Genomic DNA, 14,810 nt, shown 5'->3' with positions numbered 1-14,810 from the left:
CCATTACAAGGAGTCATCAATGACCAAGACCGTTATCACCAGCGACAAGGCCCCGGCCGCCATCGGTACTTACTCCCAGGCGATCAAGGCTGGCAACACCGTTTACATGTCGGGTCAGATTCCTCTGGACCCAAAAACCATGGAACTGGTTGAAGGCTTCGAAGCCCAGACCGTCCAGGTCTTCGAGAACCTCAAGGCCGTGGCTGAAGCCGCCGGCGGCTCGTTCAAGGACATCGTCAAGCTGAACATCTTCCTCACCGACCTGAGCCACTTCGCCAAGGTCAACGAGATCATGGGCAAGTACTTCGACCAACCGTACCCAGCGCGCGCCGCCATTGGCGTAGCCGCCCTGCCAAAGGGTTCGCAGGTTGAAATGGATGCCATTCTGGTCATCGAGTAATGCGTCCGGCGCAGCCTCTGGCTGCGCCGACTGCTCTGCTGTAAAGAAAGCTTGATAGGATTCCACCATGCGCAAAGCGCTTGCTCTCTCGCTGCTCGCCCTGTTCTTGGGCGGTTGTGCCAGCAACCCTGCCGACCGTGATATCAGCGGCACCTGGATCAATCAGGCGGCGATCGATACTGCATCCAAAGGCGTCCCCCTGCGTGAGGCGCTCCAGACCTATGGCCCGAACCTGGAATGGAACGTCAACACCAAGGCCGGTCAGGCCCGCTACACCAATGGCTTTGAAAATGTCGAAGGCAAGATGCTGGGCGAAGAGTCCGGCGCCTGGAAAATCGACTTTTATGGCAGCTCGGCCAGCGAGTTGAAACGTGACGGCAAGCAACTTAGCCAGTCCGCCAGCGACAACGAGCCGGCGCAAGTCTTCGACCGCGCACTGATCCCGGTACCGGAGGGCGCACCGATTGGCGCCAGCTTCGAACGCGCGCTGTATTCGGCTTACATGGGCGGTAGCTGGAAAATCGTCAGCGGTCCGGGCGAAGGCAATACCGTGCAGTTCCAGGCCGACGGCCAGGTGACCGGTTTGCCGAACACTGATCGCTACGCACTTTGCCTGGCCGGTGACTGCGCGTCCATGAGCGGCGGCAACGACAACATGTGGCTGCAACTCAACGGGCAAGGAAATGCGTGGATCTTTACCCGTAAAGGCAAAGAACTGGAAATCTTCCAGACCGTGAACACCGCACAGGCAGACGAGATGCCTTCGTTCACGCCGGGTGATCGCAAGTGGCTGCTCGAGAAGCAGTAAGCAATACACAAACACCTGTGGGAGCGAGCTTGCTCGCTCCCACAGGTGTTTGTGGAGCCTGAACGTCAGCAGCGCCCTTCAAGAATCGCTGCATACCCTTCGCGAAAACTCGGATACTTCGGCGCCCAGCCCAAGGCTTTTGCCCGCGCATTACTGCAGCGTTTGCTTCCGGTGCGGCGCACGCTGGCATCGTCTGCCCATTCGGTCACACCCAGATACTCGCGTAACCAACCCACCACATCCGCCAACGCGGCGGGCGCGTCATCGACGCCGATATAGACATCCTCCAACGCCACGCCACGTCGAGCGGCCTCAAGCAAAAACGCCATCAACCCTGCAGCGTCATCGGCATGGATCCGATTGGCATACAACGGTGGATCGACCGCCACGCGATAGCCCCGGCGAACCTGGGTCAGCAACCACTCGCGGCCCGGACCGTAAATACCGGTCAACCGTACAATGCTGGCCGGGATGCCGCTCTTAAGGGCAATCTGCTCGGCTTCGAGCATCACGCGCCCGGAATAGCCCGCCGCCACGGCTGGCGAAGTCTCGTCAACCCACTCGCCCTCCTGCTGCCCGTAAACACTGCTGCTGGAAACGAACAACAAGCGTTCAGGAACCTGCCCATAGTCGTTCAACCAGCCCAGAACGTGTTGCAAGCCCTGGACATAAGCAGCGCGGTAACCGGCTTCATCGTGATCGGTAGCGGCCGCGCAATACACCAGGTAGTCCACGGCGCCGATTGGCCAGGTGGCCGGACAGTCCTCATTGAACAAGTCGCCCGCAACGCCGATGATCCCCTCGGGCAAACGTGAAATGTCACGCCGCAGGCCATGAACCTCCCACCCCAAAGCCAATAATTGCGTGGCCAGACGACTGCCGACATCACCGCAACCGGCGATCAGAACAGAAGGTGCGGACATCAAAAAAACTCCTCTCGGAAACGGATAAGCTAACGCCGACAGTGGACGAGCGGTTAGCAATGCAGGAAAAAAAAGACTCTATCGCTTTTGTTAACAAGAATTAATTGCAATAATGCACGCCACTTTGTTCTCGGCCTCACGAGGCCTGGAAGAACATTAATCGAATTTTCCTCTCAGGTCCGGCCCAGCATGACATGTAATCAACTCTCCGCTTTGCCAACCAAACGACCTCGTGCCTGGAGCGCGGTGGCCGCCCTGCTGTTCAGCCTGATAGTGGCGCCTGCCGCCGCGTTCGCTGACGCGCAAACGCCGGCCACTCCGGCCTCCGCCACCGCACCGGCTTCAGCCGATCACGCCGCCCCGGTTGTCACTCCGGTCGCCACCGACCCAGCGCAGACCCAAGCGATCGCCGGCGAAGACGCTCCCGAAGTACTCGAAGCCGACAACTCCCTGGGCATGGCCCACGACCTGTCGCCGTGGGGCATGTACAAAAACGCCGACATCATCGTGAAAATCGTGATGATCGGCCTGGCCATCGCTTCGATCATCACCTGGACCATCTGGATCGCCAAAGGCCTGGAGCTGATGGGCGCCAAGCGCCGTCTGCGCAGTGAAATCGCCCAGCTGAAAAAATCTGCCTCGCTCAAGGAAGCCAGCGTCACGGCGGCGAAGGAAGGCACCCTCGCCAATCTGTTGGTGCACGACGCTCTCGAAGAGATGCGCCTGTCGGTTAACAGTCGCGAAAAAGAAGGCATCAAGGAACGCGTCAGCTTCCGCCTCGAGCGCCTGGTGGCGGCCTGTGGTCGCAACATGAGCAGCGGCACCGGCGTGCTTGCCACCATCGGTTCAACCGCGCCATTCGTGGGCCTGTTCGGTACCGTGTGGGGCATCATGAACAGCTTCATCGGCATCGCCAAAACCCAGACCACCAACCTCGCCGTCGTGGCTCCCGGCATTGCCGAGGCCTTGTTGGCCACCGCCCTGGGGCTGGTCGCAGCGATTCCAGCGGTCGTAATCTACAACGTGTTTGCCCGCTCCATCGCCGGCTACAAGGCTCAGGTGTCCGACGCGTCGGCACAGGTGCTGCTGCTGGTCAGCCGCGACCTCGACCACCAGCCCGAGCGCAGCTCGCAACCGCACATGGTGAAAGTGGGGTAATCGGCCATGGGCCTGCATTTGAAAGAAGGCGCAGACGACGATCTGGCCGAGAATCACGAAATCAACGTCACGCCGTTCATCGACGTGATGCTGGTGCTGTTGATCATCTTCATGGTGGCGGCGCCGCTGGCCACTGTGGACATCAAAGTCGACCTGCCCGCGTCCACCGCCAAACCGGCGCCACGGCCGGAAAAACCGGTGTTCCTCAGCGTCAAGGCTGACCAACGCCTGTTCCTCGGCGAAGATGAAGTGAAGGCCGAAGCACTCGGCGCCACGCTCGACGCCAAGACCCAGGGCAAGAAAGACACGACGATCTTCTTCCAGGCCGATAAAGGCGTGGATTACGGCGACCTCATGAGCGTGATGGACACCCTGCGCTCCGCCGGTTACCTGAAGGTGGGTCTGGTCGGTCTCGAGTCGGCAGTCAAGAAATGATCACGACGCGCCAAAAGCTGACGCGATATGGCGGTAGCCTGGCCGTGGTGCTCGGCGTTCATGCGCTGGCCATCGCGCTGGCCGTGAACTGGACCGCCCGCCCGCCCATCGAATTGCCACCCCAGGCAATGATGGTCGAGCTGGCGCCGCTTCCCGCCCCGCCACCGCCTGCTCCGCCAAAGGTCGTCACCCCGCCACAGCCACCGGCCCCGGTAGAGGAACTGCCGATACCGAAACTCGCCGAAGCGCCGAAGGCGGAAATCGCGGTGCCCAAACCGGTCAAACCCAAGCCGAAGCCTCAACCGCCCAAGCCTGTGGAGAAAAAACCGGAACCGCCGAAGGAAAAGCCGTCCGAAGCAAAACCGAGCGAAGAACCACCAACGCCGGCACCAACGGAGAAATCCGCTCAGCCCGCTCCAGGGCCATCGGCAGCTCAACTAGCGGCCAAGGCCAGTTGGGAAGGCACCTTGCTGGCGCACCTGCAAAAGTACAAAAAGTACCCGCCCAGTGCACAGGCACGGGGAAAGGAAGGCATTAACCGCCTGCGTTTCGTGGTGGATGCCGAAGGCAACGTCCTGTCATTCGAGCTGGTGGGCGCCTCAGGCACTGCCGATCTGGACAGGGCGACCCTGGACATGATCCGCCGTGCGCAGCCGCTGCCCAAACCTCCGGCCGACATGCTCAAAAATGGCTCCATCGAAATCGTTGCACCCTTTGTTTACTCGATAGACAAACGCCGGCGCTGATTAATGTTGGTCGCTTCAACAGGTTCTGCGGCGATACGCGAAAGGCACCGAAAAGGTGCCTTTCGCATATCTGGAAACGGCAAACGCGCATTACCCGGTGTCACTCAGCACATACTGTCTGATAACGTGCGTCTATCGATTGCAAGCGTTATGCTTGGCCCGCAACTTCATGGACGCTTGCTATGACCCTCACAGAATTACGCTACATCGTTACCCTCGCCCAAGAGCAGCACTTCGGCCACGCGGCCGAGCGTTGCCACGTCAGCCAGCCGACCCTTTCGGTAGGCGTGAAAAAGCTCGAAGACGAACTCGGTGTGCTGATTTTCGAGCGCAGCAAAAGCGCCGTGCGCCTGACCCCGGTTGGCGAAGGCATCGTGGCCCAGGCACAGAAAGTCCTGGAACAGGCCCAAGGCATTCGCGAGCTGGCACAAGCCGGCAAGAACCAGCTGACCGCCCCGCTGAAAGTCGGCGCGATCTACACCGTCGGCCCGTATCTGTTCCCGCACCTGATCCCGCAACTGCACCGGGTTGCCCCGCAGATGCCGTTGTACATCGAAGAAAACTTCACCCACATCCTGCGTGACAAGCTGCGCAACGGCGAGCTCGACGCGATCATCATCGCCCTGCCGTTCAATGAAGCCGACGTCCTGACCCTGCAGCTCTACGACGAGCCGTTCTACGTCCTGATGCCGGCCCAGCACCCATGGACGCAAAAAGAATCCATCGACGCCAGCCTGCTCAATGACAAGAGCCTGCTGCTGCTCGGCGAAGGCCACTGCTTCCGCGATCAAGTGCTGGAAGCCTGCCCGACCCTGACCAAAGGCAACGACGGCGCCAAACACACCACGGTGGAATCCAGCTCGCTGGAAACCATCCGCCACATGGTCGCCTCCGGCCTTGGCGTGTCGATCCTGCCGCTGTCGGCGGTCGACAGCCATCACTACGCCCCAGGCGTGATCGAAGTTCGGCCGTTGTCGGCGCCGGTGCCGTTTCGTACCGTGGCCATTGCCTGGCGTGCGAGCTTCCCGCGTCCAAAAGCCATTGAAATCCTCGCTGACTCCATTCGCCTGTGCTCGGTGGCCAAGCCATCCGCACCGGTGGTGGCCGGCTAAGCAAGCGTCATGACCGAGTTGTCGCAAGTGTCGGTGACGGCACTCAAGGGTGTCGGCGAAGCCATGGCCGAGAAACTGGCCAAGGTCGGCCTGGAAAATCTCCAGGACGTCCTGTTTCACCTGCCATTGCGTTACCAGGATCGCACGCGCGTAGTCCCGATCGGTGCGTTGCGCCCGGGGCAGGACGCCGTGATCGAAGGCACGGTCAGCGGCGCCGACGTGGTCATGGGCCGACGCCGCAGCCTGGTGGTGCGCTTGCAGGACGGCACCGGCGGGCTCAGTCTGCGCTTCTACCATTTCAGTAACGCCCAGAAAGAAGGCCTCAAGCGCGGCACGCGAATTCGCTGCTACGGCGAAGCGCGACCCGGTGCGTCGGGTCTGGAAATCTACCACCCGGAATACCGCGCCATTACCGGCGACGAGCCGCCGCCGGTGGACGAAACCCTGACGCCGGTGTACCCGCTCACCGAAGGCCTGACGCAGCAACGCTTGCGCCAACTGTGCATGCAGACCCTGACATTACTCGGCCCCACCAGCCTGCCCGACTGGCTGCCGACCGAACTCGCCCGCGACTATCAATTGGCACCGCTGGCCGATGCGATCCGCTACCTGCATCATCCGCCGGCCGATGCCGATGTCGACGAACTCGCCCTCGGCCACCACTGGGCCCAGCACCGCCTGGCCTTCGAAGAACTGCTGACCCATCAACTGTCCCAGCAACGCCTGCGCGAGAGCATGCGTTCGCTGCGCGCGCCGGCCATGCCCAAAGCCACGAAGCTACCGGCCCAATACCTGGCCAATCTCGGCTTCAGCCCCACGGGTGCACAACAGCGGGTGGGCAACGAAATCGCCTACGACCTCAGTCAACACGAGCCGATGCTGCGCTTGATTCAAGGTGATGTCGGCGCGGGCAAGACCGTGGTCGCGGCGTTGGCTGCATTGCAAGCATTGGAGGCTGGTTATCAGGTCGCCCTGATGGCGCCCACCGAAATTCTCGCCGAGCAGCACTTCATCACCTTCAAGCGCTGGCTCGAACCCTTGGGCATCGAAGTCGCGTGGCTGGCCGGCAAGCTCAAGGGCAAAAACCGTGTGGCCGCGCTGGAGCAAATCGCCAATGGCACGCCGATGGTGGTCGGCACCCACGCGCTGTTCCAGGACGAGGTGCAGTTCAAGAACCTGGCACTGGTGATCATCGACGAGCAGCACCGCTTCGGTGTGCAACAGCGCCTGGCGTTACGCCAGAAAGGCGTCGGCGGGCGCATGTGCCCACACCAACTGATCATGACTGCGACGCCTATCCCGCGCACGCTGGCCATGAGTGCCTACGCCGACCTCGACACCTCGATCCTCGACGAATTGCCGCCCGGCCGAACCCCGGTGAACACGGTGCTGATCACCGACACCCGGCGCGTCGAAGTCATCGAACGGGTACGCGGCGCCTGTGCCGAAGGTCGACAGGCCTATTGGGTGTGCACGCTGATCGAAGAGTCGGAAGAGCTGACCTGCCAAGCCGCCGAAACCACTTATGAAGACCTCACCGCCGCGCTCGGCGAACTGAAAGTCGGGCTGATTCACGGCCGCATGAAGCCTGCCGAAAAAGCGGCCGTGATGGCCGAATTCAAGGCCGGCAACTTGCAGCTGCTGGTCGCCACCACCGTGATCGAAGTAGGTGTCGACGTGCCCAACGCCAGCCTGATGATCATCGAAAACCCGGAACGTCTCGGCCTGGCGCAACTGCACCAGTTGCGCGGTCGCGTCGGGCGGGGCAGCGCCGTCAGCCATTGCGTGTTGCTCTACCATCCACCGCTGTCGCAGATCGGGCGCCAGCGACTGGGCATCATGCGCGAAACCAATGACGGATTCGTCATCGCCGAAAAAGACCTCGAGCTGCGCGGCCCCGGTGAAATGCTCGGCACGCGGCAGACCGGTCTGCTTCAATTCAAAGTCGCCGACCTGATGCGCGACGCCGACCTGCTGCCGGCGGTGCGCGATGCCGCTCAGGCCTTGCTCGAACGCTGGCCCGATCACGTCAGCCCATTACTTGATCGTTGGTTGCGTCATGGGCAGCAATACGGCCAAGTGTGAGCACCGTCTCAGTTTCTGAGCGATGGGTTCGAGCAAGCTGGTTATACTCCTGCCAATTGTTTTAAAACGGATACAGACCATGACCGAAGTTGCCCTCGCACCCGCTACCCCGCACGCGCCGTCGGTCATTCGGCTGTTGCTGGGCAAAATGGGCATTGCCTACAAGGAAGTCCTCGACCACCACGGCCTGAACCCCGCGCGCAAAGTTCAGGCTGCGCTGCTTGATGACGCCGTCGGTGCGCTGATGGTGTTGTTCCCGCAAAGCCAATTGCTGGACCTCAATCGCCTCACCGAACTCACCGGCCGCCGCCTCACTGCGGTGCCGACCGAGCGCCTGGAAAAGATGCTCGGCAAGCATAACCTGAGCCTGTTGCCCGGCCTGCCGGCACTGACCAGCTCACCGTGCCTGTACGACGAAAGCCTGCTACATGAGCCGATGGTGCTGGTCAACTCCGGCGAGCCTGGCGTACTGCTGGAAATCACCAGCGAAGCCTTCAAATCCATGCTGAATAAAGCCAGCGCCGCCAACTTCGGCGAAGCGCTGACCAGCATCCGCCCGAACCTCGACCGCCCCGACGACGACCGCGAGGAAATCACCCAGGCCGTCCAGGCGTTCACCGCGCGGCGCATCCAGCAACGCCTGGAAGCGACCATCGAGATTCCGCCGCTGGCCGAGACCGCGCAAAAGATCATCAAACTGCGCGTCGACCCCAACGCTACCATCGACGACATCACCGGCGTGGTCGAGACCGACCCGGCGCTGGCGGCGCAAGTGGTGAGCTGGGCAGCGTCGCCGTACTACGCTTCGCCGGGCAAGATCCGTTCGGTGGAAGACGCCATCGTGCGAGTACTGGGTTTCGACCTGGTGATCAACCTGGCGCTGGGCCTGGCCCTGGGCAAAACCCTGAGCCTGCCCAAGGACCACCCGCAACACAGCACGCCTTACTGGCAGCAATCGATCTACACCGCCGCCGTCATCGAAGGCCTGACCCGCGCCATGCCGCGCGCCCAGCGTCCGGAAGCCGGCCTGACCTATCTGGCCGGCCTGCTGCACAACTTCGGCTACCTGCTGCTGGCCCACGTGTTCCCGCCGCACTTCTCGCTGATCTGCCGCCACCTGGAGGTCAACCCGCACCTGTGCCACAGCTACATCGAGCAACACTTGCTGGGCATCAGCCGCGAACAGATCGGCGCCTGGCTGATGCGCTACTGGGACATGCCCGATGAACTGGCCACCGCGCTGCGCTTCCAGCACGACCCCCATTACGACGGCGATTACGCCGAGTACCCGAACCTGGTGTGCCTGAGCGTGCGCTTGCTGCGCAGCCGCGGCATTGGTTCCGGCCCCGACGAAGACATCCCCGACGCCCTGCTCGAACGCCTGGGCCTGACCCGCGCCAAGGCCGACGACGTGGTCAGCAAAGTCCTTGAAGCCGAAGTATTGCTGCGCGAACTCGCTTCGCAATTCACTCAGGGCTGAAAGCATCGCGGGCAAGCTACGCTCCCACATAGATGATCCCTGTGGGAGCGGGCTTGCCCGCGATGAATCCAACCCGGTTTAACCGCCCCACTCAAACCTTGGCGACAGTTTTCGCCTTCTTAGGCTTCAAATACTTGGTCAGCCCCTGGAACCAGATCACCAGCGCCGGGTTGCCCTTGATCTGAATCGACTTGTCCTGAATCCCCGTCATGAACGCCAACTGCTTGTTCTTCGCCTGCATCGTGGCAAAGCCATACGCGGCGTCTTTGAAGGCGATGGCAAATGCAGGCTCGGCATACACGCCCGCCTTGCTGGTAATTCGCTGATCCTTAATCCGGAAATGCCGCGCCACTTTCCCGTCCAGGGTCTGCAGCTGAAACACCAGGTCCTTGTCGCCCAACTGCTGCTGAAACGCAGGATTGGTCCGACTGGCCTTGCCCATCAACAAACCCAACATCCACAGCAGAAAACGAAATTTCATGCGCAAGCCTCAAAAAGAAAATGAACGGCCGGGGCAGTTTAACGGCTTCAAGCCATAACGCCAGCATCCAGTTCCATTAGGAGGAGATCATAACCATTAGCGGCACGATGACTACCAAGTCACAATTTTTAAGCCTTCTGCCAGACCACTCGCCACATCATTCCCACACCAAACGAAACACAGTCTGTAGGAGCCGGCTTGCCGGCGATAACCTCACGTGCGCCGCGTTTATCCAGTCCACACGCGTTATCGTTAACGACCATCGCCAGCAAGCTGGCCCCTACCGGTGTTGTGTTATCAATTTCCGGGATGGCACGAAACCAAAAAAATGGGCACCCAACCTGGTTGGCGTGCCCATTCTTTGTTCCGCTCCCCTGCTACGCAGGGTATGGCGACGGATTACGGATTGACGCTGTCTTTCAACGATTTACCTGGCTTGAACGCAACGGTGTTGCTGGCCTTGATTTTGACGGGCTCACCGGTTTGCGGGTTTTTGCCGGTGCGGGCGCCGCGGTGGCGTTGCAGGAAGGTGCCGAAACCTACCAGCGTGACGCTGTCTTTACGGTGCAGGGCGCCGGTGATTTCTTCGAGAACGGCGTTGAGAACGCGGTTGGCCTGCTCTTTGGTGAGGTCTGCTTTTTCAGCAATTGCTGCGGCGAGTTCTGGTTTACGCATATTAGTGAAGCCCCTTTGACGGTTTTTTGTTGTTATGTCCGTGCTGCTCTCTGCGGAGCAGCGCCCAAAGCGCCGCAGGTGCTCTACTCTGCGGCAGACGGGAGTGAGGATGGCACGCAGCGAGGAGCCGCGCCAGTGTCGGCGCGGCCAATGTATGGGCAAAAGGGGGGTGATTCCGACAGAACGACCGGTATTTACGCCAGCAGCGCCGGAAGTTCTTTGTTCAGGGCCAGTTTTTCCGTCACCGCCGCGCCTGTCAGGGCATAACCGAGCAGTTTGCCGCCGGCATCGCGGCATAAAACCTTGATGTCGGCACCCTGCCCTTCGACGCTCCAAACGCCCTCCATCCCGCGTGGCGGCGGGGACACCACCAATGGGCACACCGGGGTTTTGACGGTGATGGGCATCGGGCCATAAGTGACCGTCGTCGGGTTGCCGGCGAGGGTCTGGGCCAGCGCTCTCGCACAGCTCATCAGGGGCATCACGTACAACAGGTTCAGCCCATCGACCTCGGCACAGTCGCCCAGGGCGTAGATGTTGGCGTGGGAAGTTTGCAGATGGCGGTTGACCACGATGCCGCGATTGACTTGCACGCCGGCAGCGGCGGCCAGGTCGATGCGCGGACGCAGGCCAATGGCCGACACGACCACGTCGCACGGGATCACCTTGCCATCGGACAGGTGCGCCTCCAGCCCATCAGCGACGCGCTGCAGGCGATTGAGCACCGGCCCGAGGTGGAAACGTGCACCCAGGCTTTCCAGCCCGGCCTGCACCGCCGCAGCCGCCGCCGGGTGCAGCAGGGTCGGCATGACTTGTTCGCACGGCGCCACCAGTTGCACCTCGTAGCCGCCCAGACTGAGGTCGTTGGCGAACTCGCAGCCGATCAGCCCGGCGCCGAGCAACAGCACCCGACGCTTGCCGGCCGCTGCCGCGCGAAAGCGTGCGTAATCCTCCAGGTCGTTGATCGGGAAAACGCAGTCCGCCGCATCACCTTCGATGGGCACGCGCACGGTTTCTGCGCCCCAGGCCAGGATCAGGTCACGGTAGTACACCGCTTCTTCGCCGATCCACAGACGCTTGTGGCCCGGGTCGATACCACTGATGCGCGTGTGGGTGCGCACTTCGGCTTTCAACTGCTCGGCCATGGTGCCGGGTTCAGCCATGCTCAGGCCGTCGGCGTCCTTGTTTTTGCCGAAACCGGTGGAGAGCATCGGCTTGGAGTAGGAACGCCCGTCATCGGCGGTAATCAGCAGCAGCGGGGTTTCGCCATCGATTTTGCGAAACTCGCGGGCCAGGTTGTAGCCCGCCAGTCCGGTGCCGACGATCACGACAGGTGCGTTCATTCCTTACTCCTTCCAGGTGTCTTAGTTGATTTCGATCATTTCGAAATCCATTTTGCCGACGCCGCAATCCGGGCACAGCCAGTCTTCGGGCACGTCCTGCCACAGGGTGCCCGGCGCGATGCCGTCATCCGGCCAGCCATCGGCTTCGTTGTAGATCAGGCCGCAGACCACACATTGCCACTTTTTCATTCAGGTACTTCCTCAGGATTCAGGCTTTTGCCGGCGCGAACGGTCGATGGTTGCAGCGCTGCCGTCCGGCTCAGGGCGTTTTGTACTGATGGGGCCGCGCAGATGCAAGCCTGTTCGGCGCAACGGACGGCCAGATCACTCAAATTCATGAGCCGACATGTTAAGCTCGCCGCCTCCTTTGCTGCCAATAATGACTCACTGTGCCGCACTCAAAATCCGCTTGCCCGGCCCCGCTCTGGCGCCCTCACAGCCAACTGACGCCCCTCCCCGATACGTCCACCCTCGACTGGCTATTCGACGAAGGTTCGCTGACCCGCCGCCTGACCCGTTTGTCGAACGACGGCTTCAGCGTCACGCCGCTGTTCGAAGGCTGGCAGACCCTGCGCGCCGACGAATGCGCCGCGCTGGATCTGGCCGACGGCAGTGAGGGCTGGGTTCGCGAGGTGTACCTGCGCGGTCACGGCGAGGCCTGGGTGTTTGCCCGCAGCGTGGCCTCGCGCAGTGCATTGCAGGGCGACGGCTTGCACATGGATGAGTTGGGCAGCCGCTCCCTGGGCGAATTACTGTTTTGCGATCACGCCTTCCAGCGCCGGGCCATCGAGGTTTGCCACTATCCTCAAGCGTGGCTGCCGAACGAGGTCCAGTCGCCTGAACTATGGGGCCGCCGTTCACGGTTCGACCGTGGCACCTTGAGCGTGCTGGTGGCCGAGATTTTCCTGCCGACCCTGTGGAACGCCGCCCGCGCCCATCCGGAGAATTGCTGATGTACCAGAGCCTGCTCAAGTCCCTGAACCGCTTGAACCCACGGGCCTGGGATTTCATTCAGCTGACGCGCATGGACAAGCCAATCGGCATCTATCTGTTGCTGTGGCCAACGCTGTGGGCACTGTGGATTGCCGGCAAGGGCTCGCCGTCGCTGGCCAACATCGTGATTTTCGTCCTTGGCGTGGTGTTGACTCGCGCCGGTGGCTGCGTGATCAACGATTGGGCGGACCGCAAGGTCGACGGCCATGTGAAACGCACCGCACAGCGCCCACTGGCGAGCGGCAAGATCAGCTCCAAGGAAGCGTTGGTGTTCTTTGCGCTGCTGATGGCCGTGAGTTTCCTGCTGGTGCTGTGCACCAATGCGACCACCATCTGGCTGTCACTCGGCGGCCTGGCGCTGGCCTTCACTTACCCGTTCATGAAGCGCTACACCTATTACCCGCAGGTGGTGTTGGGCGCGGCGTTTTCCTGGGGCATGCCGATGGCATTCACCGCCGAAACCGGTGATTTGCCGGCAGCGGCGTGGCTGCTGTACATCGCCAACCTGATGTGGACGGTGGGCTACGACACCTATTACGCAATGACCGACCGCGACGACGACCTGAAGATCGGCGTGAAATCCACGGCGATCCTGTTTGGCGAGGCGGACCGGGTGATCATCCTGACCCTGCAAGGATTGGCGCTGGGTTGTCTGTTGCTGGCGGGTTCGAAATTCGAGCTCGGTGGCTGGTTCCACCTTGGGTTGGCGGTGGCGGCAGGCTGCTTCGCCTGGGAGTTCTGGTACACCCGCGACAAGGACCGGATGCGCTGTTTCAAGGCGTTCCTGCACAACCACTGGGCCGGGTTGGCGATTTTTGTCGGGATCGTGCTGGATTACGGGTTGCGCTGAGACAGGATTGATATCGCCCCCGCAGAGCATTCACGCGGGGGCGGATCGAGTCGGTTACTTCTGCGACTCATGAACGATGTGCCAGACGTCTTTCATGCCGTCACCCTTCATTTCTCCAGGCTTTTCGTCCTTCACGAAGGTGTACAGCGGCTTACCGTCATACGCCCACTGCATCATGCCGTCATCGCGCTTGATGGGCGTAAATTTGCCTTCGGCCTTGGCGCCGGCCGGAGCCATCATGGGTGGCCAATTCTTCGCGCAATCACCATTACACATCGACTTGCCGCCTGAGTCCTTATCGAACGTGTATACGGTCATGCCTTTATGGTCGACCATCATGCCGTCTTTCATCATCACCGGTTCAGCGGCGAGCGCCAGGGTCGGCAGCGTTAGCGCGGCCGTTACCAGTAACGCCTTCCAGGATTGAGCGATGCAATTCATGGAAACCTTCCTTTGCGGTTGTCAGGATTCGGACTTAGAGCTTAGTTCAGGTTCACGACGATCGCCGGGCGACTAAAATACTGTCACACGACTGCAATAATTCCGTTATCTAATGCGGCGCAAGACAGTTAAATGACAAGAGGATTAAGGCATGGTTGGCAGGAGCATTCTGATCGTCGACGACGAAGCGCCTATTCGCGAAATGATCGCCGTTGCATTGGAAATGGCCGGCTATGACTGCCTGGAGGCCGAGAACTCCCAGCAGGCCCACGCCATTATCGTCGACCGCAAACCGGACTTGATCCTGCTCGACTGGATGCTGCCCGGCACCTCCGGCATCGAATTGGCCCGCCGCCTCAAGCGCGATGAACTGACCGGTGATATCCCGATCATCATGCTCACCGCCAAGGGCGAAGAGGACAACAAGATCCAGGGCCTGGAAGTCGGTGCCGACGATTACATCACCAAACCCTTTTCCCCCCGTGAGCTGGTCGCACGCCTCAAAGCCGTGCTGCGCCGCGCCGGTCCTACCGATGGCGAAGCGCCGATTGAAGTCGGTGGCCTGCTGTTGGACCCGATCGGCCACCGCGTGACCATCGACGGCAAACCGGCCGAAATGGGGCCGACCGAATACCGCCTGCTGCAATTCTTCATGACCCACCAGGAACGCGCCTACACGCGCGGCCAGTTGCTGGATCAGGTCTGGGGCGGCAATGTCTATGTCGAAGAGCGCACCGTCGATGTGCACATCCGGCGCCTGCGCAAAGCTCTCGGCGACGCCTACGAAAACCTGGTACAAACCGTGCGCGGAACCGGCTACCGCTTCTCTACCAAGGCCTGAGCCGGCCGCCAGACTCGCTGACAAGGACGCATATTTTTC

General features: G+C 61.3%; 17 protein-coding genes. 11 read left to right on the top strand and 6 right to left on the bottom strand.

What is annotated here, in order from left to right:
- Nucleotides 1-19: 19 nt before the first annotated feature.
- The gene (locus JQF37_RS06360) at nt 20-400 is read left to right on the top strand and encodes a RidA family protein (protein ID WP_003229509.1); all 381 of its coding nucleotides are present in this window, start codon (nt 20-22) and stop codon (nt 398-400) included.
- Between the two features lie 67 nt (nt 401-467).
- Entirely contained in the window at nt 468-1,208 is a 741-nt protein-coding gene (locus JQF37_RS06355; protein ID WP_047535125.1) for a hypothetical protein, read from the top strand.
- 65 nt (nt 1,209-1,273) lie between these two features.
- Here JQF37_RS06355 and JQF37_RS06350 read toward each other — a convergent pair whose 3' ends face one another.
- Entirely contained in the window at nt 1,274-2,131 is an 858-nt protein-coding gene (locus tag JQF37_RS06350; RefSeq protein WP_130211043.1) for an SDR family oxidoreductase, read from the bottom strand.
- 189 nt (nt 2,132-2,320) lie between these two features.
- Here JQF37_RS06350 and exbB point away from each other — a divergent pair, with 189 nt between their 5' ends.
- The 6 genes from exbB to JQF37_RS06320 all read left to right on the top strand — a co-directional run bounded on the left by exbB (nt 2,321) and on the right by JQF37_RS06320 (nt 9,147).
- A complete protein-coding gene (gene exbB, locus JQF37_RS06345; protein WP_130211044.1) occupies nt 2,321-3,289 on the top strand; it encodes a tonB-system energizer ExbB in 969 nt (322 codons plus the stop codon).
- A 6-nt stretch (nt 3,290-3,295) separates the two neighbouring features.
- Nucleotides 3,296-3,724: a TonB system transport protein ExbD gene (exbD, locus tag JQF37_RS06340; protein WP_047535134.1), complete on the top strand. Its 429-nt coding sequence runs from the start codon at nt 3,296-3,298 to the stop codon at nt 3,722-3,724.
- A complete protein-coding gene (locus JQF37_RS06335) occupies nt 3,721-4,470 on the top strand; it encodes an energy transducer TonB (protein WP_204149568.1) in 750 nt (249 codons plus the stop codon). The genes exbD and JQF37_RS06335 overlap by 4 nt, the downstream gene beginning before the upstream one ends.
- Before the next feature lie 182 nt (nt 4,471-4,652).
- The gene (locus tag JQF37_RS06330) at nt 4,653-5,582 is read left to right on the top strand and encodes a hydrogen peroxide-inducible genes activator (RefSeq protein WP_090326662.1); all 930 of its coding nucleotides are present in this window, start codon (nt 4,653-4,655) and stop codon (nt 5,580-5,582) included.
- Between the two features lie 9 nt (nt 5,583-5,591).
- Nucleotides 5,592-7,667, top strand: coding sequence for an ATP-dependent DNA helicase RecG (gene recG, locus JQF37_RS06325; RefSeq protein ID WP_130205604.1), 2,076 nt, complete (start codon nt 5,592-5,594; stop codon nt 7,665-7,667).
- 79 nt (nt 7,668-7,746) lie between these two features.
- On the top strand, nt 7,747-9,147 hold the full coding sequence (locus JQF37_RS06320) for an aminoacyl-tRNA deacylase and HDOD domain-containing protein (RefSeq protein WP_130205602.1): 1,401 nt from the start codon (nt 7,747-7,749) through the stop codon (nt 9,145-9,147).
- Between the two features lie 91 nt (nt 9,148-9,238).
- Here the strand turns inward: JQF37_RS06320 and JQF37_RS06315 are convergent, their stop codons facing one another.
- The 4 genes from JQF37_RS06315 to JQF37_RS06300 all read right to left on the bottom strand — a co-directional run bounded on the left by JQF37_RS06315 (nt 9,239) and on the right by JQF37_RS06300 (nt 11,835).
- The gene (locus JQF37_RS06315; RefSeq protein WP_130205600.1) at nt 9,239-9,628 is read right to left on the bottom strand and encodes a helicase; all 390 of its coding nucleotides are present in this window, start codon (nt 9,626-9,628) and stop codon (nt 9,239-9,241) included.
- A gap of 399 nt (nt 9,629-10,027) precedes the next feature.
- A complete protein-coding gene (locus JQF37_RS06310; RefSeq protein WP_003213368.1) occupies nt 10,028-10,303 on the bottom strand; it encodes an HU family DNA-binding protein in 276 nt (91 codons plus the stop codon).
- A gap of 194 nt (nt 10,304-10,497) precedes the next feature.
- Nucleotides 10,498-11,646 (bottom strand): FAD-dependent oxidoreductase, encoded by a 1,149-nt coding sequence (locus JQF37_RS06305; protein WP_130205598.1) that lies wholly within the window; start codon nt 11,644-11,646, stop codon nt 10,498-10,500.
- Between the two features lie 21 nt (nt 11,647-11,667).
- On the bottom strand, nt 11,668-11,835 hold the full coding sequence (locus tag JQF37_RS06300) for a rubredoxin (RefSeq protein WP_007954349.1): 168 nt from the start codon (nt 11,833-11,835) through the stop codon (nt 11,668-11,670).
- A gap of 200 nt (nt 11,836-12,035) precedes the next feature.
- On the opposite strand from JQF37_RS06300, the gene JQF37_RS06295 reads away from it, so the two are divergent.
- A complete protein-coding gene (locus tag JQF37_RS06295; protein WP_130205596.1) occupies nt 12,036-12,599 on the top strand; it encodes a chorismate lyase in 564 nt (187 codons plus the stop codon).
- Complete coding sequence (gene ubiA, locus JQF37_RS06290; RefSeq protein ID WP_130205594.1) at nt 12,599-13,489, top strand: 4-hydroxybenzoate octaprenyltransferase; 891 nt, start codon at nt 12,599-12,601, stop codon at nt 13,487-13,489. Before JQF37_RS06295 ends, ubiA begins: the two co-directional genes overlap by 1 nt.
- Nucleotides 13,490-13,543: 54 nt before the next feature.
- On the opposite strand, the gene JQF37_RS06285 is transcribed toward ubiA, so the two are convergent.
- On the bottom strand, nt 13,544-13,930 hold the full coding sequence (locus tag JQF37_RS06285; protein WP_130205592.1) for a hypothetical protein: 387 nt from the start codon (nt 13,928-13,930) through the stop codon (nt 13,544-13,546).
- 151 nt (nt 13,931-14,081) lie between these two features.
- Between JQF37_RS06285 and phoB the strand changes: the two genes are divergently transcribed.
- Entirely contained in the window at nt 14,082-14,771 is a 690-nt protein-coding gene (phoB, locus tag JQF37_RS06280) for a phosphate regulon transcriptional regulator PhoB (protein ID WP_034149326.1), read from the top strand.
- The last annotated feature ends 39 nt before the right edge of the window (nt 14,772-14,810 follow it).

It is taken from the genome of Pseudomonas sp. MIL9, assembly GCF_016887925.1.
Taxonomy (GTDB): Bacteria; Pseudomonadota; Gammaproteobacteria; order Pseudomonadales; family Pseudomonadaceae; genus Aquipseudomonas; species Aquipseudomonas mohnii.
Note: the sequence above shows the minus strand (reverse complement) of the source record. Positions and strands in the feature narration are given on the sequence as shown.

What these genes read in the sequence shown, in the direction of transcription:
- JQF37_RS06360 (WP_003229509.1), top strand. Translation starts at nt 20, where the DNA reads ATGACCAAGACCGTTATCACCAGCGACAAGGCCCCGGCCGCCATCGGT.
- exbD (WP_047535134.1), top strand. Translation starts at nt 3,296, where the DNA reads ATGGGCCTGCATTTGAAAGAAGGCGCAGACGACGATCTGGCCGAGAAT.
- JQF37_RS06330 (WP_090326662.1), top strand. Translation starts at nt 4,653, where the DNA reads ATGACCCTCACAGAATTACGCTACATCGTTACCCTCGCCCAAGAGCAG.
- ubiA (WP_130205594.1), top strand. Translation starts at nt 12,599, where the DNA reads ATGTACCAGAGCCTGCTCAAGTCCCTGAACCGCTTGAACCCACGGGCC.
- JQF37_RS06300 (WP_007954349.1), bottom strand. Translation starts at nt 11,835, where the DNA reads ATGAAAAAGTGGCAATGTGTGGTCTGCGGCCTGATCTACAACGAAGCC.
- JQF37_RS06315 (WP_130205600.1), bottom strand. Translation starts at nt 9,628, where the DNA reads ATGAAATTTCGTTTTCTGCTGTGGATGTTGGGTTTGTTGATGGGCAAG.
- JQF37_RS06305 (WP_130205598.1), bottom strand. Translation starts at nt 11,646, where the DNA reads ATGAACGCACCTGTCGTGATCGTCGGCACCGGACTGGCGGGCTACAAC.
- phoB (WP_034149326.1), top strand. Translation starts at nt 14,082, where the DNA reads ATGGTTGGCAGGAGCATTCTGATCGTCGACGACGAAGCGCCTATTCGC.
- JQF37_RS06285 (WP_130205592.1), bottom strand. Translation starts at nt 13,930, where the DNA reads ATGAATTGCATCGCTCAATCCTGGAAGGCGTTACTGGTAACGGCCGCG.
- exbB (WP_130211044.1), top strand. Translation starts at nt 2,321, where the DNA reads ATGACATGTAATCAACTCTCCGCTTTGCCAACCAAACGACCTCGTGCC.
- JQF37_RS06335 (WP_204149568.1), top strand. Translation starts at nt 3,721, where the DNA reads ATGATCACGACGCGCCAAAAGCTGACGCGATATGGCGGTAGCCTGGCC.
- JQF37_RS06350 (WP_130211043.1), bottom strand. Translation starts at nt 2,131, where the DNA reads ATGTCCGCACCTTCTGTTCTGATCGCCGGTTGCGGTGATGTCGGCAGT.
- JQF37_RS06355 (WP_047535125.1), top strand. Translation starts at nt 468, where the DNA reads ATGCGCAAAGCGCTTGCTCTCTCGCTGCTCGCCCTGTTCTTGGGCGGT.
- JQF37_RS06310 (WP_003213368.1), bottom strand. Translation starts at nt 10,303, where the DNA reads ATGCGTAAACCAGAACTCGCCGCAGCAATTGCTGAAAAAGCAGACCTC.
- recG (WP_130205604.1), top strand. Translation starts at nt 5,592, where the DNA reads ATGACCGAGTTGTCGCAAGTGTCGGTGACGGCACTCAAGGGTGTCGGC.
- JQF37_RS06320 (WP_130205602.1), top strand. Translation starts at nt 7,747, where the DNA reads ATGACCGAAGTTGCCCTCGCACCCGCTACCCCGCACGCGCCGTCGGTC.